Origin of the sequence: Streptomyces oceani, from assembly GCF_001751245.1 — a bacterium.
Taxonomy (GTDB): Bacteria; Actinomycetota; Actinomycetes; order Streptomycetales; family Streptomycetaceae; genus Streptomyces; species Streptomyces oceani.
In genome coordinates, this window is record NZ_LJGU01000141.1 from 98,551 (window position 1) to 101,783 (window position 3,233).

General features: G+C 56.3%; 1 rRNA gene (running past one end of the window). It reads left to right on the top strand.

The window, feature by feature from the left end:
- Window positions 1-3,195, top strand: a 23S ribosomal RNA gene (locus AN216_RS20730); it begins 53 nt to the left of the window's first position.
- Window positions 3,196-3,233 lie beyond the last annotated feature (38 nt).

The window sequence follows — 3,233 nt, forward strand, 5'->3', positions numbered from 1 at the left end:
GGACGTGGGAGGCCGCGATAGGCCCCGGGGAGTTGTCAACCGAGCTGTGATCCGGGGGTGTCCGAATGGGGAAACCCGGCAGTCGTCATGGGCTGTCACCTGCATCTGAATGTATAGGGTGTGTGGAGGGAACGCGGGGAAGTGAAACATCTCAGTACCCGTAGGAAGAGAAAACAACCGTGATTCCGGGAGTAGTGGCGAGCGAAACTGGAGTAGGCTAAACCGTATGTGTGTGATACCCGGCAGGGGTTGCGTGTGCGGGGTTGTGGGAGTTGCTGTGATCGTTCTGCCGGACGGTCGGTGAGTGAGAAACCATTGTGATAGGCGAAGGGCATGCGAAAGGCCCGGCGTAGAGGGTAAGACCCCCGTAGCTGAAATCATGGTGGCTCATTATGTGATTTCCCAAGTAGCATGGGGCCCGAGAAATCCTGTGTGAATCTGGCGGGACCACCCGTTAAGCCTAAATATTTCCTGGTGACCGATAGCGGATAGTACCGTGAGGGAATGGTGAAAAGTACCCCGGGAGGGGAGTGAAAGAGTACCTGAAACCGTGTGCCTACAAGCCGTGGGAGCTGAGCATGGGGCGCTTTTGCGTCGTGTGTGGTGACTGCGTGCCTTTTGAAGAATGAGCCTGCGAGTTTGCGGCATGTTGCGAGNAAGCGTGGCGAGACTTTGTTTTGTTGCGTGGTGACTGCGTGCCTTTTGAAGAATGAGCCTGCGAGTTTGCGGCATGTTGCGAGGTTAACCTGTTGTGGGGGAGCCGTAGTGAAAGCGAGTCCGATANGGTTAACCTGTTGTGGGGGAGCCGTAGTGAAAGCGAGTCCGATAAGGGCGTTGAGTAGCGTGTCCTAGACCCGAAGCGGAGTGATCTAGCCATGGGCAGGGTGAAGCGGAGGTAAGACTTCGTGGAGGCCCGAACCCACCAGGGTTGAAAACCTGGGGGATGATCTGTGGTTAGGGGTGAAAGGCCAATCAAACTTCGTGATAGCTGGTTCTCCCCGATATGCATTTAGGTGCAGCGTCGTGTGTTTCTTGCCGGAGGTAGAGCACTGGGTAGGTGATGGGCCTTACCGGGTTACTGACCTTAGCCAAACTCCGAATGCCGGTAAGTGAGAGCGCGGCAGTGAGACTGTGGGGGATAAGCTCCATGGTCGTGAGGGAAACAGCCCAGAGCATCGACTAAGGCCCCTAAGCGTGTGCTAAGTGGGAAAGGATGTGGAGTCGCAGAGACAACCAGGAGGTTGGCTTAGAAGCAGCCATCCTTGAAAGAGTGCGTAATAGCTCACTGGTCAAGTGATTCTGCGCCGATAATGTAGCGGGGCTCAAGCATACCGCCGAAGTCGTGTCATTGCAGTGTGAACCCTTAACGGGGGCTGTGATGGGTAGGGGAGCGTCGTGTGCCGGGTGAAGCAGCCCTGTGAGGGAGTTGTGGATGGTGCGCGAGTGAGAATGCAGGCATGAGTAGCGATACGCACGTGGGAAACGTGTGCGCCGATTGACTAAGGGTTCCTGGGTCAAGTTGATCTGCCCAGGGTAAGTCGGGGCCTAAGGCGAGGCCGACAGGCGTAGTCGATGGATAACCGGTTGATATTCCGGTACCCGCTAGGCCGCGTTCAACATCGAATCAGGTGATGCTAAGTCCGTGAAGCTGCCATGTTCTTTCGGGAGTGTGGTGGGTGGAGCCGATGGTCCGAGCTTGTAGTAGGTGAGTGATGGGGTGACGCAGGAAGGTAGTCCAGCCCGGGCGGTGGTTGTCCCGGGGTAAGGGTGTAGCCCGTTGTGCAGGGAAATCCGTGCAACATGTGGGTGAGGCCTGATGCCGAGCCGATTGTGGTGAAGTGGATGATCCTATGCTGTCGAGAAAAGCCTCTAGCGAGTGGTGTGGCGGCCCGTACCCTAAACCGACTCAGGTGGTCAGGTAGAGTATACCGAGGCGTTCGGGTGAACTATGGTTAAGGAACTCGGCAAAATGCCCCCGTAACTTCGGGAGAAGGGGGGCCATGTCTGGTGATCCACCGTTGCGTGGTGAGCTGGGTGTGGTCGCAGAGAGCAGCGAGAAGCGACTGTTTACTAAAAACACAGGTCCGTGCGAAGCCGTAAGGCGATGTATACGGACTGACGCCTGCCCGGTGCTGGAACGTTAAGGGGACCGGTTAGCCACTTTGGTGGTGAAGCTGAGAACTTAAGCGCCAGTAAACGGCGGTGGTAACTATAACCATCCTAAGGTAGCGAAATTCCTTGTCGGGTAAGTTCCGACCTGCACGAATGGCGTAACGACTTCTTGACTGTCTCAACCATAGGCCCGGTGAAATTGCAGTATGAGTAAAGATGCTCGTTTCGCGCAGCAGGACGGAAAGACCCCGGGACCTTTACTATAGCTTGATATTGGTGTTCGGTTCGGCTTGTGTAGGATAGGTGGGAGACTGTGAAGTTGCCGCGCTAGCGGTGGTGGAGTCGTTGTTGAAATACCACTCTGGTCGTGTTGGATGTCTAACCTGGGTCCGTGATCCGGATCAGGGACAGTGTCTGGTGGGTAGTTTAACTGGGGCGGTTGCCTCCTAAAGAGTAACGGAGGCGCCCAAAGGTTCCCTCAGCCTGGTTGGTCATCAGGTGGTGAGTGTAAGTGCACAAGGGAGCTTGACTGTGAGACTGACGGGTCGAGCAGGGACGAAAGTCGGGATTAGTGATCCGGCGGTGGCTTGTGGAAGCGCCGTCGCTCAACGGATAAAAGGTACCCCGGGGATAACAGGCTGATCTTCCCCAAGAGTCCATATCGACGGGATGGTTTGGCACCTCGATGTCGGCTCGTCGCATCCTGGGGCTGGAGTCGGTCCCAAGGGTTGGGCTGTTCGCCCATTAAAGCGGTACGCGAGCTGGGTTTAGAACGTCGTGAGACAGTTCGGTCCCTATCCGCTGCGCGCGTTGGAGTCTTGAGAAGGGCTGTCCCTAGTACGAGAGGACCGGGACGGACGGACCTCTGGTGTGCCAGTTGTTCTGCCAAGGGCATGGCTGGTTGGCTACGTTCGGAAAGGATAACCGCTGAAAGCATCTAAGCGGGAAGCCTGCTTCGAGATGAGGGCTCCCTCCAACTTGATTGGTTAAGGCTCCCGGGAGATGACCGGGTTGATAGGCCGGATATGGAAGCCTTGTAAGGGGTGGAGTTGACCGGTACTAATAGGCCGAGGGCTTGACCATTGATGCTCGCGTTCACTGTGTGGGTTCTGAGACCACAA